20 protein-coding genes are annotated in these 26133 nt (G+C 72.9%); 6 read left to right on the top strand and 14 right to left on the bottom strand.

The window, feature by feature from the left end:
• Positions 1 to 59 precede the first annotated feature (59 nt).
• Together ACIP84_RS03105 and ACIP84_RS03100 are read right to left on the bottom strand one after the other, a co-directional pair.
• Positions 60 to 3230, bottom strand: coding sequence for an amino acid adenylation domain-containing protein (locus ACIP84_RS03105; protein WP_401793818.1), 3171 nt, complete (start codon positions 3228 to 3230; stop codon positions 60 to 62).
• 576 nt (positions 3231 to 3806) lie between these two features.
• On the bottom strand, positions 3807 to 5354 hold the full coding sequence (locus tag ACIP84_RS03100) for an MFS transporter (RefSeq protein WP_401793815.1): 1548 nt from the start codon (positions 5352 to 5354) through the stop codon (positions 3807 to 3809).
• 188 nt (positions 5355 to 5542) lie between these two features.
• On the opposite strand from ACIP84_RS03100, the gene ACIP84_RS03095 reads away from it, so the two are divergent.
• Positions 5543 to 6604 carry a nitrous oxide reductase family maturation protein NosD gene (locus ACIP84_RS03095; RefSeq protein WP_401793812.1) on the top strand — a complete coding sequence of 354 codons (1062 nt, stop codon included), beginning with the start codon at positions 5543 to 5545 and terminating at the stop codon, positions 6602 to 6604.
• A gap of 52 nt (positions 6605 to 6656) precedes the next feature.
• A complete protein-coding gene (locus ACIP84_RS03090; RefSeq protein ID WP_401793809.1) occupies positions 6657 to 7706 on the top strand; it encodes a methyltransferase in 1050 nt (349 codons plus the stop codon).
• Positions 7707 to 7787: 81 nt separating this feature from the next.
• Here ACIP84_RS03090 and ACIP84_RS03085 read toward each other — a convergent pair whose 3' ends face one another.
• The 7 genes from ACIP84_RS03085 to ACIP84_RS03055 form a co-directional block, all read right to left on the bottom strand.
• Positions 7788 to 8120, bottom strand: coding sequence for a TcmI family type II polyketide cyclase (locus tag ACIP84_RS03085; RefSeq protein WP_355961498.1), 333 nt, complete (start codon positions 8118 to 8120; stop codon positions 7788 to 7790).
• 43 nt (positions 8121 to 8163) lie between these two features.
• Positions 8164 to 8643: an SRPBCC family protein gene (locus tag ACIP84_RS03080; protein WP_401793806.1), complete on the bottom strand. Its 480-nt coding sequence runs from the start codon at positions 8641 to 8643 to the stop codon at positions 8164 to 8166.
• Between the two features lie 2 nt (positions 8644 to 8645).
• A complete protein-coding gene (locus ACIP84_RS03075) occupies positions 8646 to 8906 on the bottom strand; it encodes an acyl carrier protein (protein ID WP_355961501.1) in 261 nt (86 codons plus the stop codon).
• Positions 8907 to 8930: 24 nt separating this feature from the next.
• Complete coding sequence (locus ACIP84_RS03070) at positions 8931 to 10178, bottom strand: ketosynthase chain-length factor (protein WP_355961503.1); 1248 nt, start codon at positions 10176 to 10178, stop codon at positions 8931 to 8933.
• A complete protein-coding gene (locus ACIP84_RS03065) occupies positions 10175 to 11443 on the bottom strand; it encodes a beta-ketoacyl-[acyl-carrier-protein] synthase family protein (RefSeq protein ID WP_401793803.1) in 1269 nt (422 codons plus the stop codon). The genes ACIP84_RS03070 and ACIP84_RS03065 overlap by 4 nt, the downstream gene beginning before the upstream one ends.
• Complete coding sequence (locus tag ACIP84_RS03060; RefSeq protein WP_401793800.1) at positions 11440 to 11910, bottom strand: cupin domain-containing protein; 471 nt, start codon at positions 11908 to 11910, stop codon at positions 11440 to 11442. The genes ACIP84_RS03065 and ACIP84_RS03060 overlap by 4 nt, the downstream gene beginning before the upstream one ends.
• 66 nt (positions 11911 to 11976) lie before the next feature.
• Complete coding sequence (locus tag ACIP84_RS03055) at positions 11977 to 13098, bottom strand: SchA/CurD-like domain-containing protein (protein ID WP_401793797.1); 1122 nt, start codon at positions 13096 to 13098, stop codon at positions 11977 to 11979.
• A 233-nt stretch (positions 13099 to 13331) separates the two neighbouring features.
• Here ACIP84_RS03055 and ACIP84_RS03050 point away from each other — a divergent pair, with 233 nt between their 5' ends.
• From ACIP84_RS03050 to ACIP84_RS03040, 3 genes are all read left to right on the top strand, one after another.
• Entirely contained in the window at positions 13332 to 14990 is a 1659-nt protein-coding gene (locus ACIP84_RS03050; protein ID WP_401793794.1) for an FAD-dependent oxidoreductase, read from the top strand.
• 374 nt (positions 14991 to 15364) lie between these two features.
• Positions 15365 to 15871 (top strand): sortase, encoded by a 507-nt coding sequence (locus tag ACIP84_RS03045; RefSeq protein ID WP_401793791.1) that lies wholly within the window; start codon positions 15365 to 15367, stop codon positions 15869 to 15871.
• A gap of 89 nt (positions 15872 to 15960) precedes the next feature.
• Complete coding sequence (locus ACIP84_RS03040; protein ID WP_401793788.1) at positions 15961 to 16632, top strand: class F sortase; 672 nt, start codon at positions 15961 to 15963, stop codon at positions 16630 to 16632.
• 59 nt (positions 16633 to 16691) lie between these two features.
• Here the strand turns inward: ACIP84_RS03040 and atzF are convergent, their stop codons facing one another.
• The 4 genes from atzF to ACIP84_RS03020 are packed head-to-tail and all read right to left on the bottom strand — an operon-like array spanning position 16692 to position 23543.
• Positions 16692 to 18383 (bottom strand): allophanate hydrolase, encoded by a 1692-nt coding sequence (gene atzF, locus ACIP84_RS03035; RefSeq protein ID WP_401793785.1) that lies wholly within the window; start codon positions 18381 to 18383, stop codon positions 16692 to 16694.
• A complete protein-coding gene (uca, locus tag ACIP84_RS03030) occupies positions 18380 to 21967 on the bottom strand; it encodes an urea carboxylase (protein ID WP_401793782.1) in 3588 nt (1195 codons plus the stop codon). The genes atzF and uca overlap by 4 nt, the downstream gene beginning before the upstream one ends.
• Positions 21964 to 22698, bottom strand: coding sequence for an urea amidolyase associated protein UAAP2 (locus tag ACIP84_RS03025; RefSeq protein WP_401793779.1), 735 nt, complete (start codon positions 22696 to 22698; stop codon positions 21964 to 21966). The genes uca and ACIP84_RS03025 overlap by 4 nt, the downstream gene beginning before the upstream one ends.
• Positions 22695 to 23543: an urea amidolyase associated protein UAAP1 gene (locus ACIP84_RS03020; RefSeq protein ID WP_401793776.1), complete on the bottom strand. Its 849-nt coding sequence runs from the start codon at positions 23541 to 23543 to the stop codon at positions 22695 to 22697. The genes ACIP84_RS03025 and ACIP84_RS03020 overlap by 4 nt, the downstream gene beginning before the upstream one ends.
• 159 nt (positions 23544 to 23702) lie before the next feature.
• Between ACIP84_RS03020 and ACIP84_RS03015 the strand changes: the two genes are divergently transcribed.
• A complete protein-coding gene (locus ACIP84_RS03015) occupies positions 23703 to 24389 on the top strand; it encodes a TetR/AcrR family transcriptional regulator (protein ID WP_401793773.1) in 687 nt (228 codons plus the stop codon).
• A gap of 62 nt (positions 24390 to 24451) precedes the next feature.
• Here the strand turns inward: ACIP84_RS03015 and ACIP84_RS03010 are convergent, their stop codons facing one another.
• Positions 24452 to 26065, bottom strand: a complete 1614-nt coding sequence (locus ACIP84_RS03010; protein WP_401793771.1) for an amino acid permease — start codon at positions 26063 to 26065, stop codon at positions 24452 to 24454.
• Positions 26066 to 26133: the final 68 nt, after the last annotated feature.

Raw genomic sequence — 26133 nt, 5'->3', positions numbered from 1 at the left:
GGACGCGGCGGGGTTCGGGTACGGCCGGGAGGGCCGTACCCGGTGAACCGGTGCAGGAGCTACTGGAGTTGGCGGACGACGGCGGCGATGCCGGCCGGGGTCGGGACGTCGAAGAAGACGTCGAAGTCGACCTCCACGCCGAGCGCGTCGCGGATCCGGGCGGCGATCTGGATCACGGTCAGCGAGTGTCCGCCGAGGTCGAACAGGTCGTCCTCGGGACCGACGTCGGGCAGACCCAGCACCTCGGCCCAGATCCGGCGGACCGCCGCGGTCGTCTCGTCTGCGTCTGTCTCTGCGTCGGTGGTGGCGGCGGTTCCGGTGGCGGTTCCGGCCCGCGGCGCCGGGGCCTCGCGTGGCGGTACGGGCAGGGCCCGCCGGTCCAGTTTGCCGTTCGGGGTGAGCGGCAGGCGCTCCATGGTGAGCCAGCGCTGTGGCGCCATCGCGGCCGGCAGCGTGCGCATCAGGTGGTCGCGCAGTTCGGCGGGGAGGGGCGGTCGGACTCCGGCGGCCGGGACCAGATAGCCGGCCAGGAAGGGCTCACCGTCCTCCTCGGTGCGGACGGCGACAGCGGCCTGGGCGAGGGCCGGGTGTTCGAGCAGGGCGGACTCGATCTCGCCGAGTTCGATCCGGTGGCCGCGGATCTTGACCTGGTCGTCGATCCGGCCGAGGAAGTCGAGTTCGCCGTCGGACGTCCACACGACCTGGTCGCCGGTGCGGTAGAGCCGGGTGCCGGACGGCCCGAACGGGTTCGGCACGAACCGTTCGGCGGTGAGTTCGGGTCGGCCGAGGTAGCCGTGGGCGACGCCGTCCCCGCCGATCAACAGCTCTCCGGGAATGCCGAGCGGGGTGGGACGCAACCGCTCGTCGACGACGTAGGCCTGGGTGTTGGCGATCGGGCGGCCGATCCTGACCCGTTCGGGTGCGGCGGGAAGCTCGGCGCAGGTGGACCAGATGGTGGTCTCGGTGGGCCCGTACACGTTGAACAGCCGGGCGGTCCGCGTGCGCAGCTCGCGGGCCAGCGGAAGCGGAAGCGACTCGCCGCCGGCCAGGCCCGTGACGGTGCCGAGCGCGTCGACGCCGCTGCCCGCCGTGAGCATGACCCGCCATCCGGACGGAGTGGCCTGGACGTGGGTGACGCCTTCGTCGCCGATCAGCGCGAGCAGCCCGGGGCCGTCCACGGCGAGACCGTCCGGGGCCAGGACCAGGCGGCCACCGGTGATCAACGGCAGGTAGAGCTCCAGCGCGGAGATGTCGAAGGAGAGCGAGGTCAGGCCGAGCCAGGCGTGCCGGGGACCGGAGTCGAGCCGGTCGGCGAAGGAGGTGAGCAGGTTGACCAGCGCCCGGTGGCCGACGGCGACGCCCTTGGGGCGGCCCGTGGAGCCGGAGGTGTAGAGGACGTACGCCACGTCGTCCGGACCGGCGGCGGCGTCATGGGCGGCTTCGGGGGAGGGGCCGGGGCCGGTTTCGGCCCGGGGCTGGTCCGATGGTGCCGGGACCCGCAGGACCGCGGGGGCGGCGTCGGCGACCGCGGGCGCGGGGTCGCGGTCGGCGAGCACCAGAACGGCTCCGGAGTCGCGCAGGACGAGGGCGAGGCGTTCGGCCGGATAACCGGGATCCAGCGGCAGGTACGCCGCGCCGGTGGCGAGCGTGGCGAGCAGCGCGGCGGGCAGGTCGGCGGTGCGGTCCAGATGGAGGGCGACCAGGTCGCCGGGCCGGACGCCGGCGGCACGGAGTTCGGCTGCCAACTCATCTGTACGAAGGAGTAGTTCACGGTAACCGAGATGGCGGCCGCCGGCGCTGACCGCGATCGCGTCAGGGGTGGCGGCGGCCTGGGCGCGGACCAGGTCGAGCACGGTCCGGTCGGCCGGGTAGGGCCGGTCGGTCGCGTTCGGCGCGGTGGTGACGGCCCGGAGCTCGGCGGCGTCCAGGAGCGGCAGGTCGAGCAGCCGGGTGCCGGGGGAGGCGACCGCGCCGGCGAGCAGCGTGCGGTAGTGGCCGGCGACACGGCGGGCGGCGTCCGGGGCGAGGACGGCCGGGTCGTACTGGAGGCTGAAGTCGAGGGCGCCGCCCGGGGCGCCGGGTCTCTCGGGAGCTTCGACGATCTGGAGGTGGAGGGTGTTGCGGGCGGCGCGGTTGTAGACGGCCCAGGAGACCCGGGCACCGGTGTCGCCGAACTCCGGGTCGGCTCCGCGCCGGCGGTAGCCGAGCGAGACCGGGGTCAGGCCGACACGGGGGCCCAGACCGGTGACCGCGGCGCCGAAGGGCACGCTGCGGTACGCGTATCCGGCCCGCAGCTCTGCCCTGACGGCGGCGGCGAAGTCGGCGAAGGTCTCCGACGCGTCGGCCACAGGCGGGTGGACGGGCAGTTCATTGACGAACATGCCTATCTCGTCCCGGAGTTCGGGAGTCCGGGTGGAGAGCGGGACGGACACCGGCACCGCCTCGCCGCCGTAGCGGCGCAGCAGCCCGTGCAGGGCCGCGATCAGGAACTCGAAGACCGTGGTGCCGCCGAGCGCGGCCGCGGCGGCCAACTCGCCGAGCCCGACGCCGTCAAGACGCCATTCGACCGCCTCTCCGGACCCGCCGGACCCCCCGGACCCCGCGCCCGCGGCCGGGGGGCGCGGTGCGCCGGGGAGTACCGGTTCGGTGGCGGTGGCCCAGCGCGGCCCGTACCACTCGGCAGCCCGCCGTACGGTGTCCGCGTCCGCCGACGGCGCGGCGAGCGCCGCAGATGCGGCCGGCGCGGCCGGTGCGGTGGTCACGGGCAGGGCCGCCGACCCGTACGCGGCCGCGAGGTCCCTGGTCAGGATGTCCTTGGAGTTGCCGTCGAAGACCGAGTGGTGGGCGGTGACCAGCAGTTCGGCACTCCCGTCGGCGCGGCGGTGCAGCGTGAAGCGGCTGAGCGGACCGGTCTCCAGGGCGAACGGACGAGCGGCTTCCTCCTCCAGTCGCTTCTCCAGGTCGGCCTCGTCCGCCGGCGCTTCGAGCTGCTCCAGTTCAGGCCGGCATGCGGCGGGCTCCTGCCATACCCGTCCGTCACGTTCCACCAGACGGGCGGCAAGGCCCGGATGGCGCCCGGTGACGGCGGCCACGGCACGGACCAGCGCGGCGGTGTCGACCCGGTCGAAGGAGATCCGCACAGGCATGTGGAACGCCTCGCGGGCCAGTCCCAGCCGATCGGTCAGCCAGACCCCCTGCTGAGCGGGGGAGGCCGGGATTCGGTCGGTCAAGGGCAGGACTTCGGACATCGGCGGCTCACTTAGGACGTCGGAGCAGAGCGGAGGAGCAGCGCGGGGGAACGTGCGGACGCCGGCGTGGGGCACGGGCTACCGCGGCTCGGTGCTTCGGACGCCGACGGCAGTCCGCGGCATCCGTGTTCGATGACGGATCCGGCCGCCGTGCGACCTGGTCCACCCCCCGGGGACCGGTCGACGGCCGTGACTGGTCAGGACCGCCGGACATGCCAGGATGCCCCGAGGCGTCTGGTATCTCCGGCCCCGCCCGATGCGGACCATTGGTCCAGACCTGTCGAGAGATTCGCACACCGTCAAAGCACCGTCAAGAGCCGTCCACTGCCCGGAATGAACCTCCATGTCCGCGCCGGGCTCAACCGACTTGCACCCAAACATCCGTGTGTATGATCGGCCCTGATGCAACGTCAACACCCGTACATCCGGGGGAACATCAGTTGAATCTCGCGTTCCGCCGCCGGTCTCCCGAGGGAGGCTGAGGTGGCGGACCTCGTCCGCCCGCCCGCGGCCGCGCCGCAGCGGTCGCGCGCTGCCACACGTCATGGGCCGCCGCCGCTACAGGGCTGCGTCCGCCCGCGTCTCCCGACCGTGAGGACTCACGCCCGCTTCCGGCTTCCGCTGCTCGGCTCCGCCCGCGGGGACGCGCACCGTCGCGACGACGAGCAGTGAGGCCACCGCCCCCAGCGCCGCCGCCACGACCAGCACCGCGTTCAGGCCGGACGTGAACGCCTCGCGTACCAGAAGCGCCATCTCGGCGCGCTCACCCTCCGGCCAGCCGGCCACGACCGACCGGGCTTGTCCGCCGCTCAGAGCGGCGGCCGTCCCGTGCGGGTCCGGAACACCACCGTCGGCCCTGAGCACACGCTCGATCCGCGACTGGAAGATCAGACCGAAGACAGCGATCCCCAGGGCGAAACCCAACTGGCGGAAGGTGTTGACCGCACCGCCCACCATGCCTCCGCGCTCCGGCGGCACCGTGGCCAGGGCCGCCGCCGCCAGACTCGGTGTCACGAGCCCGACCCCCAGACCGGAGACGACGAGCCCCGCCATGATGCCGCTGCCCGAGGACCCCGCGTCCAGGGTGGCCTGCATCGCGGAGCCGAGGGCGATGAGCGCCAGCCCTCCGCCGATGGACACCCGCGGCGGCCAGGGACCGAAGCGGCCCGCGAGCGCCGAGACGAGGAACGCCGAGGCGCACATGGGCAGGATGCAGAGACCCGCCTCGACGGGCTCGTACCCGAGGACGGACTGCATCCACAGCGACGCGAACAACAGCGAGGCGAACGCGGCACCCTGCAGGAACAGAGCGCTGATCATGATGCCGGTGAACGACGGCCTGCGGAACAGCGACAGATCGAGAACGGGGTGCTCGTGCCGCGTCTCGACCACGACGAACAGGGCGAGGGCGACGGCCGCCACCGCGAACAGGCCGAGCGTGAAGGGCGCCGTCCAGCCGTCGGAGTGGGCTCGGATCAGCCCGAACGTGAGGGCCCCGCTCGCCACCGTGAAGGTGATCACGCCGAGGACGTCCGCACGCTGCCGCCCCCGGCCCTCGGCCTCGCGCACCGAGCGCAGCGTCAGCACGACGGCGACCAGGCAGACCGGCAGGTTGACGAAGAAGATCCATCGCCAGTCCAGGTACTGGGTGAGGAGCCCGCCGACCATCGGCCCGGCCGCCGCGGCGACCGAGTTGGTGGCGCCCCACACGGCGAAGGCCACCCCCCGCTCCCGGCCGCTGTAGTGCATGCCGAGCAGGGCGATCGTCGTGCCGAACATCCCGGCGGCGCCCAGCCCCTGCACCGCCCGGGCGCCGATCAGCACACCCGCGTTCGGGGCGACCGCGCACACCACCGACGCAGCGGTGAAGACGACCAACCCGGCGAGGTACACCTTCCTGCGGCCGATGCGGTCGGCGCGGGAACCGACGCCGAGCAGCAGCGACGCCAGCGCCAGGGCGTAGACGTCGACCACCCACTGCAGATCGGAGAGCGTGGTGCCGAGGTCCGCCGCCATCGCGGGCAGCGCCACGGTCACGATCGTGACGTCCACCAGAAGCATGAAGGTGCCCAGACAGATCGCCACCAGAGGCCACCACTTGCGCATCCGAACCCCTTCCCTGCCCGCTGCACCGAAGAGGCGCCCCCGGCGGCCCCTCATGTTCCACGGCGGAGCGGCGATTCCCCACAGGACCCGCGCGCCACGCCCATCGCGTGGACCGGAGGGAGGTATGCCTAGGTCCGCCTGGACGAGCAGCGGTGGCGCGGCCGAAGGCCCGCTCATAGCTTCGCCGTATGACCAGACGACAGATCGCCTACCTGGCGTGCGCCGTGACCCTCGTGGTCTCGGGGATGGGGGCCGCCGCTCCGGCGGCCGGCCACCTGACGGTGCACCGGGTCAAGCCCGGCGAATCGATCCAGAAAGCAGTGGACGCCGCGAAGCCCGGGGACACCATCGTCCTCTCCCCGGGCACCTACCGTGAGAGCGTCCGCATCACCACGTCGAACCTGACCCTGCGGGGCTCGACCGTCTTCCCCACCGTCCTCGTGCCCGGCAAGGCCGCCGCCGACGCCTGCGCGACAGCCGGCCACGGCATCTGTGTGACCGGCACCGCCGACCGTCCCGTCGAGGGCGTCACCGTGCGCGCGCTGAAGCTCCAGGGCTTCACCAGGAACGGCCTGTGGGCGTCGCGGACCGACCGGCTGAAGATCCACCGGGTCACCGCAGAGAAGAACGGCAACTGGGGCATCGCCCTGGAGCGGTCCGTACGCAGCGTGCTGACGCACAACGTCGCCCGGGACAACGCCGACGCCGGACTCTTCGTCTCCAACACCACGGACACGGAGTCGGGGGCCGTCGACGCCCAGGGGACGGTGATCAGCCACAACCGCGTCTCCGGCAACCGGATCGGCCTCACCGTGCGGCGCCTGCGGAACCTCACCGTCGAACGCAACGAGGCGACCGGCAACTGTGCCGCCGTGTTCGTCGTGGGCGACGAGTCCACGCCGCGCGCCGGGGCGATGACCCTGCGCAGGAACAACATCCACGACAACAACAAGCTGTGCCCCAAGACCCCCCGACTGCCCTTCCTGCAGGGCTCGGGAATCGTTCTCACCGGCGCCGAGGAGACGCTGGTGGCGGAGAACAGGATCGTGGACAACGTCGGTGCCTCGCCGCTCTCGGGCGGCATCGTGCTCTTCAAGAGCTTCGTGGGCGCCCTCAACGAGCGCAACGAGATCCGCGACAACGTCGTACTCCGCAACGGCTCGGCCGACCTCGCCAACCGCGACACCGGCAAGGGCAACACCTTCCGTGGCAACACCTGCGGGGTCTCGGAGCCCGCGGGCATGTGCTGACGGTCGGCTCCGCTTCCCCACCCACGGCACCACAGCACAGACAAGGCGACAGATGACGACTGTTGATCCGGTTTCCCCGACTGTCGACCCGGCTCCCCCTCCGCCCATGCGGCTCAGGGAGCTCGTGTTCGGGGCGGCATGCGCCGCCGCCGTACGCGCGGCCGTCCGCCTCGGTGTGGCGGACGCCCTGGACGACACGCCCATGACCGTGGAGGACCTGGCGGCCGCGGTGCGGACCCAGCCGCGGACACTGCGACGCCTGCTGCGCGCGCTGTCCTGCCAGGGCGTCTTCACGGAGAACCCCGACGGCACGTTCGCCCACACGGAGATGTCCCGACTGCTGCGCGAGGACGACCCGCACAGCCTGCGGTACATCGCCCTGTGGTGCACGGAGCCGTGGACCTGGGAGGTGTGGCCGAAGCTCGACGAGGCCGTACGCTCCGGCCGCAACGCTTTCGAGGACGTGTACGAGAAGGAGTTCTTCACGTACCTCAACGAGGAGGCGCCCGAGTCCGCGTACGTGTTCAACCGGGCCATGACCACGTCGAGCCAGCAGTCCGCCCGGGACGTCGCCGACCTGCTCGACCTGCAGGGAGCCTCCTCCGTCGCCGACATCGGAGGCGGCCAGGGGCACGTCCTGGCGAGTCTGCTGAAGCGGCACCCCACCCTGCACGGCACGCTGCTCGACCTTCCCGGAGTGGTGGAGAACGCCGACCCGCGCCTGCGGGACGGCGGCGCGCTGAGCTCCCGGGTCCGCGTCGTGGCCGGCGACTGCCGTGAGGACATCCCGGTCCAGGCGGATGTGTACATCATCAAGAACATCCTGGAGTGGGACGACGACAGCACCCGCAGGGCGCTCGCCAACGTCCGCGCGGCGGCGCGCCCCGGCGCCCGGGTCGTCGTGATCGAGAACCTCGTGGACGACACGCCGTCGATGAGGTTCACGACCGCGATGGACCTGCTGCTGCTCCTCAACGTCGGCGGTGCGAAGCACACCCGGCAGAGCATGGTCGACCGGCTCACGGACGCGGGTCTCGTGATCGGCGAGATCCGGCCGGTCAACGCGTATCTCCACGCCTTCGAGTGCACCGTCCCCGGCTGACGAAGCCGCACGAGGGAAACCCGAGGCCGCCCGCTCCGCGTCGATCGCGGGGCGGGCGGCCTCGGGTCTGCTCTCGGGAGATCAGGAACCTGCGTCCCGCTCCCAGCTGTAGAAGCACTGCGCCATGGCGTCCTTGGGGCTCCGCCACGTCTCCGGGTCGTACGCGCTGACGAACGCCGACAGCTTCTCGCTCGCGTCCCGGAACTCGGGGTGCCCGGTCAGCTTCGCGATGGCCGGCGCCGGGTCCTGCTCCGACTCGATGAGGTGCAGGTACACGTCGCCGAACTGGAACAGGCGACGCCGGGTGACGCCGACCAGATGGGGGAGTTCACCGCGGTCGGAGGCGGCGAACACGTCGGCGATCGCCGGCGCCGAACCGGGCGCCATGCGGGCGACGATCAGAGCGTGGTGCATGGACCTTCCTTCCTGGAGTGCGGGTGTGCGCGGCCGTGTGCGGTCAGCCCGGCAGGACCGAGGCGCCCCGGCGGTCGCGGGCGACCTGCTCGATGCGGTCCCGGATGAGGGCCATCTGCGTGCGCGAGTTGCGGTTGATGTTGTCGGTCATCCAGGCGTCGTCGACCGGAGCGTCGGGCTTCATCGCGAAGTCCTGCACCCAGCGCATGTGGACGCCGGCCGGTGTCTCCTCGTACTCCCACCGGATGTCCATGTGGTCGAACGGGCCGGTCTCGACGCGCCGGGCCCGGACCGTCCTCCCGGGGCGGTCGACGGTGCGCTCCGACACCCAGCTCCAGACCTTCCCGGACTCGTCCGGGTGCATGGTCAGGCGGAAGGTCGTGGAGTTCCCCTCGCGGGAGAGCACCTCCAGGGAGGCGTACTCGCTGAAGAGGTTCGGCCAGTTCTCGATGTCGTTGGTGATGTCCCAGACGAGGTCGAGGGGGGCGTCGATGGTGATGCTGTTGTCAGTGTGACCGGACAACGTCAGACTCCCGTCTTCAGGGCGTTGTTGACCAGGCCGAGGAACTCGGCGGGCGTCTTGCTGCGCTCGGCGTCCGTCGGCAGCGCCACGCCGTACCGGTTCTCCAGCTCGCCGACGATGCCGAGCAGGCCGAGCGAGTCGACGCCGAGGGTGGAGAAGGGCGCGTCCGGCGCCTTCTCCAGGTCCCGGACGTCCACGGTGACGCCGGCCGCCTGCTTCATCAGCGCGGCGAGCTCGTCGAAGGTCAGTGTGGTGGTGAGCATCTGTACTCTCCTTCCCGCCCGGTCCTACCGGGCGGTGTCGTCGCCGCGGCGCACGACCAGCGCCGCGTTGGATCCCATGAGTCCCCGGCTGAGGACCAGGGCCGTGCGCAGCTCGGCGGGGCGAGCGCGGGACATCACCAGATCGAGGTCGTGGCAGATGTCGAACACGTTGGGGGTGGGGGGGACCACGCCGTGTTCCATCGCGAAGACCGCCGCGGCGGTGTCCAGGACGGGCGCCCCGCAGTAGGCACGGCCGATGCCCGTCTTGGGCGCCGTGACGGGGACGCGGCGGGCGTGCGCCCCCAGGGCGTCGGCGATCGCCAGCGCCTCGGCGCGGTCCGCCTCCGGGACGCCCAGGGCGTCGGCGAAGACGACGTCGATCTCCTCGGGAGCGCACCCGGCCTCGTCGAGGGCGACCCGGATGGCGCGGGCGAGTCCCTCCCGGGACTCCTGCCACCGGGAGGCGCCGGTGAACGTGGCGCCGTGCCCGGCCACGACGGCCCGGACGGCCGCGCCCCGGTCGCGGGCGCGGGACTCGTCCTCCACGACGAGCATCGCGCCGCCCTCCGCCGGGACGAAGCCGCAGGCTCCCGCGGTGAAGGGCCGGTAGGCGCGGTCCGGGTCCTCGACGGTGCTGAGCTCCGGGTATCCGAGCTGGCACACCATCGAGTACGGGGCGAGGGGGGCCTCCGCCGCCCCGACGATCACCGCGCCGGTCCCGCGCCGCACGGCCCGGGCCGCATGGGCGATGCCGTCGAGGCCGCCGGCCTCGTCGCTCGCGACCACCCCGCAGGGACCCTTGAAGCCGCTCCGGATGGAGATCTGGCCGGTGCTCGCGGCGTAGAACCAGGCGATGGACTGGTACGGGCCGACGAACTTGGATCCCTGGCCCCAGAGCTTCTGGAGCTCGCGCTGGCCGAACTCGCCGCCGCCGGAACCGGCCGCAGTGACCACGCCGATCTCGAACGGCTCCTCGGGGTTCTCCCTGCCGAGGCCGGCGTCGTCGAGGGCGAGCTGGGCCGCGGCCATCGCGTAATGGCTGAAGCGGTCGGTCTGGACGAGGAAACGCTCCTCGATCAGGGCGGTGGCGTCGAAGCCGCGGACCTCGCCCGCGACCTTGAGCGGCAGGTCCTGGCACCCCTCACGGGTGATCCGGTCCAGTACGCCGAGCCCTTCCCGGACGGACTTCCAGTACGCGTCGGCACGCAGTCCGTTGGGGGCGATCACACCGACGCCGGTGACGACCGCGCGCCGTGGGTGCTCAGTGCTCATCGTGTCCTCCCGCCCGTTCCCGTCAGGAGCACCGCGGACTGGAAGCCGCCGAATCCGCTGCCCACGGAGAGCACGTTCCTGAGCTTCCGGGGGCGGGCGGTGCGCGGCACGTAGTCCAGGTCGCACTCGGGGTCGGGGGTCTCGTAGTTCGCCGTCGGAGGTACCACCTGGTGCTTCAGGGCGAGCACGCAGGCGGCCACCTCGATCGCGCCGATCGCGCCCAGCGAGTGCCCCACCATGGATTTGATGGAGCTCATGGGCGTGTCGTAGGCGTGCGCCCCCAGGGACCGCTTCACGGCGGCGGTCTCGTGCCGGTCGTTCTGCCGGGTGCCCGAGCCGTGCGCGTTGACGTAGTCGATCAGCGTGGGGTCGAGCCGGGCCTGGTCGAGTGTCGAGTCGATCGCCCGGGACATCTCAAGGCCCTCGCCGGTCAGACCGGTCATGTGGTACGCGTTGCCGAAGGTCGCGTAACCGCCGATCTCGCAGTAGATGTGCGCCCGGCGGGCCCTGGCGTGCTCGTAGTCCTCCAGGACGAGGACGGCCGCGCCTTCGCCCATGACGAAACCGTTGCGGTTGTTGTCGAAGGGCCTGGAGGCATGCTCCGGGTCGTCGTTGTCGGGCGACGTGGCCTTGATGGCGTCGAAGCAGGCCATGGTGATCGGGGATATCGGGGAGTCCGACGCACCCGCGATGCAGACGTCCGCCCGCCCTTCCTGGATGGTGTGGAAGGCGTAGCCGACGGCGTCGAGACCGGAGGTGCATCCGGTGGAGACGGTCTGGACCGGGCCGCGTGCGCCGAACTGCTCGGCCACGACGGAGGCGAGCGTGCTCGGCGAGAACGCCATGTGCAGCTTGGGGTCGGCCGCGCGGTGGTCCACGTCCCACCGTCGCCCGCCCTCGCTGACCAGGACGTAGTCGTGTTCGAGCCGGGTGGTGCCCCCGACGGCGCTGCCCAGGGAGACGGCGACGCGCCAGGGGTCTTCGGTGTCGGTGTCGAGTCCGGAGTCGCGGACGGCTTCCCCGGCGGCGACCACGGCGAACTGGATGTACCGGTCGGCGTGCCGGCTCAGGTCCGGGTCGAGGCCGTGCTCCGCCGGGTCGAAGTCGCACTCGGCGGCTATGCGGGAGCGCAGCCCGACCGGGTCGAACAGGGTGATGCCGCGGGTCGCGGTACGGCCGGCGGCGAGGAGGTCCCAGAACGCCTTCGCTCCGGTGCCGCCCGGAGCGACCACACCGATGCCGGTGACGGCCACTCGGCGGGTCACTCGATGGCCCCGCTTCGCTCGGACACCTGACCCGGGTCGCCCACGGTCAGGTGCGGGCCCGCGGCCGCGAGCTCGGCCTCGTCGGTGACCTCCGTGTCGACGTGGCCGAGGCTCGGCCGCGGCGCGAGCGGGCCCAGGTGGAAGACCATGCGGGCCTCCACGTCGCCCACGTTGCGGAAGCGGTGCCGCACGTCGATCGGGATCAGGAGTCCCTGATCGGTCCGGAGCGCGTACGTGTCGCCGTCCAGATCCACTTCCAGCGCGCCCGAGACGACGTACACGAACTCCTCGGAGTACGGGTGGTAGTGCTCGCCGATGCGCTCGCCCGGTTGAACGATGGCCAGGCCCATGAAGCCGCTGGTGGAACCCACGGTGGCCGGCGTGAGCATGGCCCTCAGGTCACCTCCGCGCCTGCGGTTGGGTTCCGTCTCGCTCAGGTTCACGATGCGTGGACGCTGCTTGAGCATGGTTGTTACCTCCGGATGTGGCAGTGACGTGCTGGAGAGCGACTGCGGTGGGGCCGCGACCGGCCGTCAGAGGTCCGCCGAGCGGTCGGTGACGGGCAGCATGTCGGCGTGCGACAGAAGCCGGTTGATGTTGCGCTCCGTCTTCAGGGAGCCCTCGACGCCGATCGCGGCGCCGTCGAGGAGGAGTTCCAGCTCCGCGGCCTTGTCGGCGCCCTTGAGCCCGAGGGAGGCGACGGGGTCGCGGTCGAGTTCGCCCGTGATGTCGATGAGTCGCACCACGATGTCGTCGCGCTGGAACACGGTGCTGCCGTACACCGGGCTGTCCGGGTCGTCAGCCGCGGCCCGGTCCTGGTCGGCGAGCAGCCGGGCCAGGTCCATCCCGCAGCCCTCCTTGGCCGGGTAGTACAGCGCGTGCCGCCGCAGGTCGGCCGGGGCCGGCCGGCTGGACACCACGTGCTGGACGGCCGGGAGCGCCGCCCGGGTGAAGAACACGCGGGCCGACTCCTGGTCGGTCAGGTCCCGGTCCTGCTCCAGGTACGGGTTGATGGCCTCCTCGACCGCTCGCACCTCGGGCTGGCGGGCGACGTGCCGCAGGGCCACGAGGAGGTCGCCCTCCACCTCCACGGCCCGCACGACACGGTTGCCGTGCATGAACAGGGAGGTACGGCGCAGTCGAGTGGTCTCGTCGACCTGGGCCCGGGGCGACTCGTACCCGGCGAGGATCTCCGCCACCTTCGACTCGGAGCCCGGCTTGACGGTGAAGGTGAGGGCGTGGCGGGCCACACCGTCGCCGACGCGGGCGGCCGCCTGCATGCCCGTCGAGCCCGCGGCCCGCGCCGTCGGCCGGCCGGGACCGGTCTCCCGGAGGACGCTGTAGCGCATCGAACGGGTGTCCCGGACACAGCTGTGCATGGGCTTGACGGTCTCGACGTGCTCCTCGCTGTTCACCCACGCGAGGAACGGCGGCGCGCTCTCCCACTCGCTGGTGATGAGCCACTGCGAGGGGTTCTCGATGGACTGGCAGAGCTGGTCGCTGATGTGGCCGGGAACGGAGGCGACCTGCTTGCACATGAGTTCGTACGCGTCCAGGAACTGCTGCTGCGCTCCTTCGTACAGGTCGAGCAGGAGGATCACCCGGAGCCTGGAGCCGTCGAATGCCGACTGTGAGATGCGTCCCGAGGGGGCCATCCGGCACACCTCTTCTCTTCTCGGTGGGGGGGCGGGAACGACCTGCGTGACCGAAGCGCCGCGGTCGTGATGTGTCGATGGTTGACAGGAGCGCCGACAGCGCGCGAGCCCGAAAGAGCGGACGAGTGAACCGCGTGTCATCCGGGTGCCTCCGGCACGCGGACCCTTCCCCGAAGGGAATGAATCTGCATCCCATCCCCGACCCGCGTCGCACGTGACGCCGGAGACGAACAATGAACCGATTCGACGTGGCCGGCGAAGAAGCCGGTCACCGCACGCCCGTACTCATCGTCGGCGGCTCGTTGGTGGGCCTGTCCACCGCGCTGTTCCTGGGGCGTCTCGGAGTGCCGCACACGCTGGTCGAGCGCCACGCGGGCACCTCGATCCATCCGCGCGGCCGCGGCAACAACCTGCGCACGATGGAGCTGTTCCGCAGCGCCGGGATCGCACCGGCCATCCAGGAGGCCGCGTCCGTCCTGGCGCGTAACAACGGCATCCTGCAGACGCCCAGCCTGGTCGGCGATGTCGGCGAGTGGCTGTTCAAGGAGATCGACCCCGGTGGCGGGGTCGCCCGCTTCAGCCCCTCCGGGTGGTGCCTGTGCAGCCAGAACGATCTCGAACCCGTGCTGCGCGAGCGGGCCGGGGAGCTGGGCGGAGACCTGCGGTTCTCGACGGAACTGATGTCCTTCGAGCAGGACGCCGAAGGGGTGACCGCACAGGTCAAGAGCCGCGAGTCCGGTGAGCACACCACCATCCGCGCGGACTACCTCGTCGCTGCGGACGGCCCGCGCAGCCCGGTCCGCGAGCGGCTCGGCATCGGCCAGCGCGGTCAGGGCGACCTGTTCCACAACGTGAGCATCACGTTCCTCTCCCGCGGCCTCGCGGACGTCGTCGGCGACCGGCACTTCATCGTCTGCTACCTGACGAACCCGGAGGCCGACGGAGCCCTGCTGCCGGTCGACAACCGGGAGCGCTGGGTGTTCCACGCCCCGTGGCACCCCGAACACGGCGAGACACTGGAGGAGTTCACCGACGAGCGGTGCAGGGAGCACATCCGGCGGGCCGTGGGCGTGCCGGACCTCGACGTGGAGATCACGGGCAGAGCTCCGTGGCACGCGGCCGAGAGGATCGCCGAACGGTACGCGGACGGACGGGTGTTCCTCGTCGGCGACTCCGCCCATGAGATGCCGCCCACCGGGGCGTTCGGCTCCAACACCGGTATCCAGGACGGGCACAACCTCGCCTGGAAGCTCGCCGCCGTACTGGGCGGCTGGGCCGGCCCCGGTCTGCTCGCGTCCTACGACGCGGAGCGCCGGCCGGTGGCGGAGGTGACCAGCGCCCGCGCTGCGGCGCGGTCGGTCGAGCACAGCCACCCCGGGTACGTCCCCGGCCCCGGAGCCGGCGGCCCGGGAAAGAAGGGCGGCATCCTCAACGAGGTGATCGGCTACCGCTATCCGCAGGGCGCCGTCCTGGGCGTCGACCGGACGATGCCGGTCGTGGCCGACGGGCTGCGCCTGACGGGCGAGCCCGGGAGCCGCGCACCCCACGTGTGGCTGAACCGCGCCGGTACCCGGATCTCCACCCTCGACCTGTACGAGCGGTCCCTGGTGCTCCTGAGCGCCGAGGACGGCGCCGGCGGGTGGCACGCCGCGGCGACGCGCGTCGGGCGGCAGCTCTCGGTGCCGCTCGACGCGTACCGGATCGGCGACGGACCCGACGCGGAGCTCTCTCCCGCGAGCGACACCGACTGGGCCGAGGCCCACGGCGTCACCTCGGACGGTGCGGTCCTCGTCCGCCCCGACGGGTTCGTCGCGTGGCGGTCCGAAGGGGTGTCGGCGGATCCCGGAGCGGCGCTGGAGCGGGCCCTCGCGGCGCTCCTGAGCCGGGACTGACCCTGTCCCGTCGCCTGCACGGCAGGGAGGCCCGGGGCGGTCGTCGGTCGGTGAACCACTCCGACGGCCGAGCCCCCGGATCTCCTGCCCGGCAGCCGGTGCGGCCCACGGCCGCGCTGCCGCTCCGGGGCGGGCCGGCAGGGGCCTGACCCATTCGCGCGCAGCACGCAATTCGGTCCCGAGCGCCGCACAGGCCGCTGTGACCTGCGGTGATGATCGCCGGCAAGGATGATCAAGCCTCCGACCGGGGGACATCGCGCACGATCCTCCCGTTGCGGTGACCAGCGGTCGGGGATCTCCTCGTGCACGGAGCACAGCACAGGCGCCGCGCGGCCCAGCCGGCCAGGAAAGCTCCGCCGAAGGAGAGAAGAAGCATGCGTCTCGCACGTACAGGTACCCAGCTCGCCCTGGTCCTGAGCGCCCTCGCCCTGTCCGCACCCTCCGCCGTCGCGGCACCCGCCGGCGACGTCCGGATCAATCCCGGCAAGGCGGCCCCCGGCACCACCGTCACCGTCAGCACCACCGCCTGCGGCACGGAGACCTACGGCAAGGGTGAGTCGGTGGCGGGAGGGAAGTTCCACCTCCTGCCGGGTGACCGGAAGGGCGTCCTGGTGGGCCGGTTCACGCTCCCGCTGGACGCCGCCTCCGGCACGGACACCGTGACCCTCAAGTGCCCGCCCCGCATCCAGCAGACCGTCACCTACCAGATCTCCGGCCGGCCGAACGGCGCCGTGGAAGCGGGCTTCGGATGGGCGGCCGGCGCGGACGAGGGCGGCGGCGGCAGCCCGTACGCCCTCGGCGCGCTGCTCCTCGGCGGCGCCGCCGCCGGGGTTCTGGTCAGGATGCGCCGCCGCGCCACCGCCTCGCGGAACGCCGCCTAGTCCACGCCTCCCCACCCCACGTCGCACGGTCAGGGCCCCGGATCCAGGAGGATCCGGGGCCCCCGCCATCCAGCGGAGGCACGATCCGCATGAAGAACCGCTCCGGTCCCCAGGCCGGGGGAGCGCCGTCCCGGCGCGTTCCCTCGGTCAGGGCACTCGCCTGCACGACGCTCCTCGGCATCCTCCTGCTCGCCCATGTACCGGACGGCGACGGCTCGCGGCCGACGACGAAGGCACGGGCCTCGACGCTGCCCGCCCGGTCCGCCGCCGGAGCCGAACGCGACCGCCCCGCACCCCGGCCGCTGCCCGCGTCCGACGCCGCACGGCTCAGGATCCCGGCCATCGCGGTCGACGTCCCCCTCATCCCCCTGGAGCTGGACGGCGCCGGAGCGCTCCGCCCCCCGCCCGCGACGGCCCCGACCGTGGCCGGCTGGTACGCCGACGGCACCGCCCCCGGGGCGGTGGGCACGGCCGTCGTGGCGGGACACGTGGACACCCCGCTCGGCCCCGCCGTCTTCCACCGGCTCGACTCGCTCTCCCGCGGTGCCGCCATCGAGGTCGAGCGCGTCGACGGCCGTACGGCCCGGTTCACCGTCACCGCGGTGGAGCTCCATCCCAAGGACCGCTTCCCCGAGGACAAGGTCTACGGCGGTTCGGGCCGCCCCGAGCTACGGCTGATCACCTGCGGCGGCGAGTGGTCCAGCGACACCGGCTACGCCGCCAACACGGTGGTCTACGCGACCCTGACGGGGACGCGATAGCACCGTCGTCATCCACGGCAACCGGGTGCTGCACCTGAGATTCGAGGTACCGCCGGGGTTCAGCCACGGGACGGACGCCCTCCCGGCTCCCCGGAGCGGGCGAGGGAGGGAAGGGCGGCGCGCCAGCCGCCGTACGCCGTGATGTCGCGGGCACCGTCGAGGGCCTCGGGCTCGCAGAGGAAGCCGGTCACGGAGGACCCGTCCGCGAGCTCCACGGTGCCGAGGGCCATCGGGCGGGGGAGTGCCGCGAGGAGCGCGCCGAGCCCCTCGGCGGGCAGCTGCCACACCTCGGTCTCGATCGGCGCGCCGCCTTCACGGACCCGGACCAGGCCCGGCTTGGGCGGGACGGTGTCCAGGGCGTGGAGCCGGTAGGCGGGGGCGGTGGTGGTCGTACGGACCAGACGGCCGCCGAGGGAGAGCAGCTGCCCGTTGAGCGGCTGCCCGGACAGGTGCGCGCCGACCACGGCGAGCCGCAGCGGTGGGGCCGTGAGCAGGCCCGCGACGCGGGCGAGTCGCTCGTCGGTGAACGCCCGCCCGATCAGCATGACGCCGAACGGCCGCCCGTCCACCTCGCCCGCGGGGACGGCGACCGCCGCGAGGTCGAACAGGTTCGTCGAGTTGGTGAACCGGCCGAGCCGGGCGTTCGCGCCCAGCGGGTCGGCCGCGGCCTCCGCGAGCGTCGGGTGGCCCGGCGTCGTCGGCAGGAGCAGCGCGTCCGCGTCCCCCAGCGAGGCCAGGGCCCTGGTGCGGAGGGCGGACAGCCTCTGCCGGTCCGCGTGGAGCCGGTGGGCCGGGATGTCGCGGGCCCCGGAGATGATCCCGGCCACGGTCGGGTCGAGGTCCGCCGACCCCGCGTGCGCGTCCACGAAGCCACCGACGGCGGTGTAGCGCTCGGCGACGAACGCGCCCTCGTACAGCATCGCCGCCGCCTCGGTGAACGGCGCCAGGTCGACGGGCAGGAGCTCGGCGCCCGCGTCGGCCAGCCGGGTCGCCACCGACCCGAACGCCTCGGCCCAGCCCTTGTCCAGCTCGCCGAGCCGCTCCGGGTCGGGGACCGCGATCCGCCACGGGCCGGGCCGCCGCTGCTCCAGGGCGGGGAGTTCGCGCCCCGAGGGCGAGGCCATGAGGGACAGCGCCCGCTCGGCCTCCGGGAGCGTACGGGCGAAGACCGTCACACAGTCCAGCGACGCGCAGGCCGGAACGACGCCGTCGGCCGGAACCAGCCCGCGGGTCGGTTTGAGGCCGACGATGCCGTTGAAGGCCGCCGGGACACGGCCCGAGCCGGCGGTGTCCGTGCCGAGCGCGAGGTCCACGACGCCGAGGGCGACCGCGACCGCCGAGCCGGACGAGGAGCCGCCCGAGACGTGGGCCGGGGCGACGGCGTTGCGGACGGCGCCGTACGGGCTGCGCGTCCCGACGAGGCCGGTCGCGAACTGGTCGAGGTTCGTGGTGCCGAGGACCACCGAGCCGGCCGCCCGCAGACGCGCCACCGCCGGCGCGTCGTCCGCCGGCTCGTACGCGTACGACGGGCAGCCCGCCGTGGTCGGCAGCCCGGCCACGTCGATGTTGCCCTTGACCGCGAACACCGTCCCGGCCAGCGGGAGCCGCTCCCCGGCCGCGATGCGCGCGTCGATCGCGGCGGCGTCCGCCTCCGCCACCTCCTGGGGCCGGAGACCGATCCACACCTCCGGCCGGTCCACCTGCTCGATGCGGGCGTACGCGGCCCGCACCCGCTCCACCGTGCCGCTCACGCGCCCACCTCCGCGGTCTCCACGGCGGCGAGGACGACGAGCGCCGTCCCCGCCTCCACCTGACTGCCCGGTGTGACCAGGACCTCCGCGACGATGCCGTCGGCGGGGGCCGGTACCGGTGCCTCCATCTTCATCGCTTCGAGGGCGACCAGCTGCTGACCCGCCGACACCCGGTCGCCGACCTCGACGTTCACCTGCCAGACGCAGGCGGTGAACTCCGCCGCGACCAGCCGGCCGCCCTCGGGCACCTCGATGTCGGCGGTCGGTGGGGCGGCCTCGGAGGCCGCCTCGGCGCGGGCGAACTCGCCGGCGGCCTCCCAGGCGTCGCGCTCGGCGCCGAACGCCGTGCGCTGCCGGTCCCGGAAGGCGGCGATCGACGCGGCGTTCACGGCGAGGAAGTCCTGGTACTCGGCGAGGGAGAAGGTGCCTTCCTCGGTCCTCGGCACGAAGCGGCCCGAGGTGATGTCGGCGCGCAGCTCCAGGAGTTCGTCGGCGCCGACCGGGTACCACCTGATCCGGTCGAAGAAGCGCATCAGCCACGGCCTGCCCGGCTCGAAGGCACCGCGCTGCTGCCAGCCCGACCACACCTGCGTGGTACGGCCGACGAACTGGTAGCCGCCGGGACCCTCCATCCCGTAGACGCACAGGTACGCGCCGCCGATGCCGACCGAGTTCTCGGCGGTCCAGGTGCGGGCCGGGTTGTACTTGGTCGTGACGAGGCGGTGCCGAGGATCCAGCGGAGTCGCGACGGGCGCGCCCAGGTAGACGTCGCCGAGGCCGAGGACCAGGTACTCGGCGTCGAAGACGGTCCGGTACACGTCGTCGGCCGTCTCCAGGCCGTTGACGCGCCGGATGAACTCGATGTTCGACGGGCACCACGGGGCGTCGTCACGCACGCCCGCGACATAGCGGGCGATGGCCTCCCGCGTCGCCGGATCGTCCCAGGACAGCGGCAGGTGCACGACCCGGCTGGGCACCACCAGGGCGTCGGTGGCGGGCAGTTCCTCCTCCACGCTCAGCACGACGTCGAGGAGCGCACGCTGCGGCATGACGTCGGGGTCCGTCCGGATCTGGAGCGAGCGGATGCCCGGGGTGAGGTCCACGACGCCGGGAAGCCCGCGCTCGGTCAGCGCCTCCGCGAGCGCGTGGACGCGCATGCGCAGGGCGAGGTCGAGCTGCATCGGCCCGTACTCGACGAGGAGGTTGTCGTCCCCGCTCCGCCGGTAGGTGACCGACGGACGGGCCGCGGTCTCCGCCAGGCGGGCGAGGACCCCGCCGTCGACGACGGCGCCGCGGTCGGCGCGCGGTGCGGCGGAGGGCTGCTTCCGCAGCCGCGTCGCCGCCTCCGTCGTGACGGGCACGAACCGCACGGTGTCGCCGGGGCGGAGCTGGCCGAGCTTCCAGCGCTGCCCGGTGACGACCGTCGCCGGGCAGACGAAGCCGCCGAGGGAGGGGCCGTCGGGGCCGAGGAGGACGGGCATGTCACCGGTGTAGTCGACGGCGCCGACGGAGTACGGCGTGTCGTGGATGTTCGACGGGTGCAGGCCCGCCTCGCCGCCGTCCGTGCGCGCCCAGCGCGGCTTGGGGCCGACCAGACGGACGCCGGTGCGCGCCGAGTTGAAGTGCACCTTCCAGTCCGCCGCGTAGAAGTCGCGGATGTCGTCCTCGGTGAAGAACTCGGGCGCGGCGTGCGGGCCCTCGGCCGCGCCGATCCGCCATGCGGTACCGAACGCGGGGCGCTCGTCGAGGGCGGCGACCGAGGTCTCCGTACGGACCTCGCCGCCGTGCAGGACGTCGCCCGCGCGCAACGCCCGGCCGCCGTGCCCGCCGAACCGGCCGAGGGTGAAGGTGGCCGCGCTGCCCAGGAACTCCGGCACGTCCAGCCCGCCCGCGAACAGCACGTACGTGCGCAGGCCCCGCCCGTCGGGGGCACCCACGGCGAGGGTCTGACCGGCCTCGACGGTGACGGGCTCCCACTGGGGTACGCGGCTGCCGTCGACCGTCACCTGGGCGGGGGCGCCGGTGACACAGACCGTCGTCGGGTGGCTGAACCTCAGGGACGGACCCTGGAGGGTGCACTCCAGACCCGGCGCGCCCTCGTCGTTCCCGAGCGCGGTGTTGCCGAGCCGGAAGGACAGGTCGTCCATCGGACCGCCGGGGGGAACGCCGACCTGCCAGTAGCCGGTGCGCCCCGGCCAGTCCTGCACGGTGGTGAGGGTGCCCGGGGCGACGACCTCGATGCGCGGGGTCGGGTCGGAGAGGGTGGCGAGCGAGGCGGTGGAGTGGGTGGCGGCGCGGACGTCGGCGTCCCGGAGAGCGGTGCGGACGAGGCCGATGTTGGTCTCGATGCCGTCGACGCGGGTCGCGGCGAGCGCCGCGTCCAGCCGGTCGAGGGCCTCGGCGCGGTCGGCGCCGTGGACGACGACCTTGGCGAGCATCGGGTCGTACGCGGTGGTGACCTCCGTGCCGGTCTCGACCCAGGAATCCACGCGGACGCCCTCGGGGAAGGCGACGCGGGTCAACAGGCCGGCGCTGGGACGGTGGTCGCGGGACGGGTCCTCCGCGTAGAGACGGGCCTCCACGGCATGGCCGGAGGGCGTCGGCGGCTCGCTGACGACCGCGGTGTCGCCCTGCGCGAGGCGCAGCATCCAGGCGACGAGGTCGACCCCGTAGATCTCCTCGGTGACCGGGTGCTCGACCTGGAGGCGGGTGTTGACCTCCAGGAAGTACGCCTCCTCGCGGGCGGCGTCGTACACGAACTCCACCGTGCCGGCGGAGCGGTAGTCCACCGAGGCGCACAGGTCCCGGGCGGCGGCGGCGAGTCCGCGGCGCACACGGTCCGGCAGCCCGGGGGCCGGGGCCTCCTCCAGGACCTTCTGGTTGCGGCGCTGCAGCGAGCAGTCGCGGTCGCCGAGGGTGACGACCTTGCCCCGCCCGTCGCCGAAGACCTGCACCTCGACGTGGCGGGCCCGCTCGACCAGTCGTTCCAGGAAGACACCGGCCGAGGAGAAGGAGGCGGCGGCCACGCGCTGCACGCGGTCCCAGGCGTCGGCGAGCTCGGCCGCGTCGCGGCAGGCCCGCATGCCGATGCCGCCACCGCCGCCGGTCGCCTTGAGCATCACCGGGTAGCCGATCTCCTCGGCCGCCGTGAGGGCCGCGTCGACGTCCGGGAGGAGCCCGGTGCCGGGGGCGAGGGGAACGCCCGCCGCCCGCGCGGCGGCGCGCGCGGTGTGCTTGGCGCCGAAGAGCTCCAGCTGCTCGGGGGTCGGACCGACGAACACGATGCCGGCGTCGGCGCAGCGGCGCGCGAAGCCGGCGTCCTCGGACAGGAAACCGTAGCCGGGGTGAACGGCGCCCGCGCCGGTGGCCCTGGCCGCGTCGAGGACCAGGCCGGCGTCGAGGTAGGACTCCTTGGCCGGGGCCGGGCCGAGCCGGACGGCCTCGTCGGCCAGCCGGACGTGCTCGGCGCCCCGGTCGGGGTCGGAGTAGACCGCGACGGTGCGCAGGCCGAGCTCCCGGGCGGTGCGGATGATGCGAGCCGCGATCTCGCCGCGGTTGGCCACCAGCAGGGTGTCGAACGTCATCGGGTTCCGTCCTCGTCGTCCTCGTGGTTCTCGCCGTGCGGGCCGACCTGGGTGCCGGTGCCGGTGCCGGTGCCGGTGCCGGTGCCTGTGCCGGTCCCGGTGCCGTCCGGCTCGGTGATGGTCATCCGCACGGCGGTCGGATCGAATCCGTTGCAGGGGTTGTTGATCTGGGGGCAGTTGGACAGCAGCGCGAGGACGTCGGTCTCGGCACGGAGCACGACCTTCAGGCCCGGGGCGGAGAGGCCGTCGACGATGCCGAGCGTGCCGTCCTTCTCGACCGGCACGTTCATGAACCAGTTGATGTTGGAGACCAGGTCGCGCTTGCCGAGGCCGTGTCTGGCGCCCTCGGCGAGGAAGTTCTCCACGCAGGCGTGCTGCGACCAGGTGTGATGGCCGTAGCGGAGGGTGTTCGACTCCTTGGAGCAGGCGCCGCCGAGGGTGTCGTGCCGTCCGCAGGTGTCCTCGACGACGGTCATCAGGGGGGTGTGCTCGTCGGACATCAGCACCGAGCCGGTGGTGAGGAAGACGGAGCCCTGCGCCTGGACGGTGTCGGGGGCGCTGTAGCGCACGGAGGTGTCGTGGGCGTCGTAGAGGAGGAAGTCCGCGGCCTGGTTGCCGTGCAGGTCGGTGATGGTCAACAGCTGCCCCCTGCGCACGACGGCGGACCAGGCGGCGCGGGCGGGGACGATGTCGTCGGTGACGACACGGCCGGGACGGGCGGTGGCGGTCATGCGATCCCCCGGGCGGTGAGGTGGTCGGCGGTGTTGAGGAAGGCCCGGCGGCCCTCGGGCGTGGCCTCCCACAGCGGGTCTCCGGGTGAGGTGGGCCGGGCCCGGTACGCGAGGACGCCTAGGTTTCCGCAGGTGTACGCGGGGCGCGGGTCCAGCGGGTGGGGGACGTTGGCGAGAAGGACGGTGACGTCCTGCTCGGCGCGGAGCGTGACGGTCCCGCCGGGGCCGGCGGAGCCGGTGAACTCGGTCGTGCCGTCCTCCGCGATCCGTACGCCCTGGAAGAAGGAGACGGACGGGGGGAGGTCGCGCGGGGTCAGACCGTGCTTGAGCGCGGCGAGCTTGAACAGCTCACGTCCGGCCGGGGAGGCGGACTGCGGCGTGCCGTCCCCGTACCGCACGGTGTTGCGGGCGAGGCTGGAGGTGCCGGTGAGGGCGTCGTGCCGGCCGGAGGTGTCCCAGGTGACGGAGGCGAGCACCCGTCCCTGGTCGGAGAGCAGCAGATGCCCCTCGCCGAGGTACGCGTTCCAGAGCACCTTGACGGTGTCGGCGACGTTCAGCCGCTCCCACGGGCGGTCGGCGCAGTGGAGCAGAAGATGGGCGCAGGCGTCGCCGGTGAGGTCGGTCAGCCGCAGCTCGGTGCCGCGGGCGAGGACCTTGTGGGTGTAGTTGCCGCCCGCCACCGTCTCGGCCCAGACGACGTCCTCGGCGGCGACGCCCTCGGGAGGCGCCGGCCACCTGCTCGCGGGCAGCACGGGCATGGCGTCCACCTCCGTGCCCGCCTGGGCACGGGCATGGTCGCGCGCGAGATACGTCGTCGCTGTCGCTGTCCCTGACGGGGTCGCCATGACTCGGCCTCCAAGTCGCCGCTCTTATTTCTGTCGCTCGACAGAAATTAGGCAGCGGGCGCTTCGCGGCCGTTGCCCGCGGGTTTCGCGTCCGTTACCGGAAACTCACCCGGCAGCTCGGCCCCGAGGCGACCCGCGGCCCTGTGCGAGGATCACGGAGTGAGCACGCCCACCAGCAGAAGAGTCGGCCGCCCGCGCGCCCAGGAGCGTCCCGCCGGAGGTCTCGAACCGCGCGACGAAGTCCTGGCGGCCGCAGCCGAGTTGTTCACCGCCCGCGGCTACACGGCGACCTCTACCCGGACCATCGCCGAGCGTGCCGGCCTGCGGCAGGCATCCCTCTACCACTACTTCGACGGCAAGGAAGCGATCCTCGCGGAGCTGCTCGAAGGCACCGTCCGGCCCTCGTTGGAGGTGGCGCGCGATCTCGTGTCCCGTGCGGAGGCGGACCCGGAGGCACGGCTGTGGGCGCTGTGCCACTCCGACGCGGCACTGCTGTGCGGCGGCCCGCACAACCTCGGCGCGCTCTACCTGCTGCCCGAGGTGCAGACGGAGCGCTTCGCCGACTTCCACCGGATCCGGTCCGCACTCAAGTCCTGCTACGCCGAGTTGCTGGCGGCCACGGAACCCGGGACAGGGCTCGCCCAGGACGGCCTGGCACTCCGCGCGGACCTGCTCTTCGGCCTCACCGAGAGCGTGATCCTCATCCGCAGGGCGGAACCGGCCCGCGACCCCCGCACCCTGGCGGTGGCGACCGCCGACGCGGCGCTCCGGGTGGCGGGCGTGCCGCAGCGGTCCCTGGCACGACTGCGCCGCGAGGGGCAGCTGCTCCTCGCGGCACAGACCTGACGGGGCGGCCGGAGCACCGGCTGGTCCGGCGCGGATCCGACGGGGCGGGGCGCCCCACGGCCTCAGGCGCGTAGGGCCTCGGAGCCGTGGTCCTGCCGGGCTCGCCGGTCCGCGTCCCCGACCGCGGGACCGGCGCCCTCGCGACGGCGGTACCAGCGGTACGCCGCACCCGTCGCGACCGTGGCGCCGAGGACCAGGACGGTGAACCACCGGAAGTACCAGTGGCCGCCCTCCGGGTCGTACACCTCGGCGCGCGGCCAGGAGAGGTTGACCGTCATGAGGATCCCGTAGGCCACGGCGAGCGCGTTGAGGGGGAGCCCCCAGCGGCCGAGCGAGAACAGCGGCCGGCCGAGCTCGTCCCGTGCGTCGTCGGCCGGCGGCGGCCACTCGCCCCTCAGGCGCCGGACCAGCATGGGGCCCGTGACCATCAGGTACGCCAGGTACACCATCGCGATGCACGTGGTGCCGATGGCCAGGATCGCCTGCGGCGAGGCGAGGTTGAGCAGGAGCAGCAGCCCCGAGCAGACACCGACCACCACGGCGGCCGTGCCGGGCATCCCGGTCCGCCGGGGCACCCGCGCCAGTCGTGCCGAGTACGGGAGGACACCGTCACGCGCCATCGAGTAGAGCATCCGGGTCGCCGAGGTCTGGATCGCCAGGGTCGCCGCGCAGACGGCCAGGGCCACGTCGGCCAGCAGGACCCTGCCGAGGCCGTCGCCCAGAGTGCTGGTGAGCACGTACCCCAGGCCCTCGGACGCGAGCCGTCCGTCGGTGAGGCTGGGCGCGGCGAGCAGTCCGCCGAGCAGCAGCAGCCCGCCGCAGACGCCGGAGGTGGTGAGGGCGCTGAGCGTCGTACGGGGGGCGGTGCGCCGGGGGTTGACGGTCTCCTCGCTCATCTCGCTCGCGCTCTCGAAGCCGATGAGGACGTACGCGGCGGTGAACGACCCCACGAGGAGCGCCGCGATGAGACCGCCCTGGTCGCCGGTGTGCAGGGTGATGCCGGGATCGCGCTCCGCGTGGGTGGCGAGGAGGGTGACGATGAGGCCGACGCCGGCGATCTCGGCGGTGACGCCGATCGTGTTGACGGCCGACAGCGCGCGGTTGTCGAGGACGTTGAGCAGGGTGGTGAGCGCGAGCAGGACCAGTCCGAGGAGGGCGGCGTTCGCGGCGCCGCTCGTCGTCGTGGGCGACGGGTCGCCGCCGACCAGCTGGAAGCCGGGCCAGACGGCGGGCAGCACGACCTGGAGCGCGAGAGCCGCGGCCGCCACGACCACGATCCGACCGGTCACCATGATCCAGCCCGCGTACCAGCCGAAGGACGGGCTGCCGAGCCTGCTCGCCCACTGGTAGATCGCCCCCGAGATGGGCATCCGGGCGGCCAGCTCGGCGAAGCAGGCGGCGACGAGGAGTTGACCGGCGAGCACGGCGGGCCAGGTCCAGAAGAAGACCGGCCCGCCGAAGGAGTAGCCGAGGGAGAAGAACTGGAACACGGTGGTCAGCACGGAGATGAAGGAGAACCCGGCGGCGAACGACGCGTACCGCCCCATCCTGCGGCGCAGCTCCTGGGGATAGCCGAACGAGGCGAGCGAGCCGTCGGGCGAACCGTCAGGTGACCCTTCGCCCTTCGCACCGGGCGGGGGAGGTGCTGGGGGAGTGGGATCGGTGGTCACGGTCATGGCGGTCCCCTGTCGCGGAGTGAGGTCCTGCGAATTCCTGTCGGGTGACAGAAATTAGGGACGGCCCG

It is taken from the genome of Streptomyces sp. NPDC088707 (assembly GCF_044752725.1).
GTDB lineage: Bacteria > Actinomycetota > Actinomycetes > Streptomycetales > Streptomycetaceae > Streptomyces.
Note: the sequence above shows the minus strand (reverse complement) of the source record. Positions and strands in the feature narration are given on the sequence as shown.